This window comes from Carboxydocella sp. JDF658 (assembly GCF_002049395.1).
GTDB lineage: Bacteria > Bacillota.
The window spans coordinates 1-209 of record NZ_BDLR01000197.1 but is presented as its reverse complement, the minus strand read 5'-3'; the positions used below and the strand labels follow the sequence as shown (position 1 = coordinate 209).

Sequence of the window (209 nt, the reverse complement as noted above, 5' to 3'; positions counted from 1 at the left end):
TCCCAGGACCCTGCGGTCCAAGTACCATCGGCGCTGGTGGGCTTAACTGCCGTGTTCGGTATGGGTACGGGTGTTGCCCCACCGCCATTGCCACCGGACTATTCTCTTCAGGGATTGCTCCCTCAAAACCGCACAGAGTTCTTTTGAGGTTAAGACCTCGACCTATTAGTACCGGTCCGCTCAAAGCCTTGCGGCTCTTACACTCCCGG

General features: G+C 57.4%; 1 rRNA gene. It reads right to left on the bottom strand.

Annotation, left to right across the window (positions count from 1 at the left end):
* Positions 1 to 98: ribosomal RNA gene (gene rrf, locus JDF658_RS13615) — 5S ribosomal RNA — on the bottom strand; the annotation flags it as partial.
* Between the last annotated feature and the right edge of the window lie 111 nt (positions 99 to 209).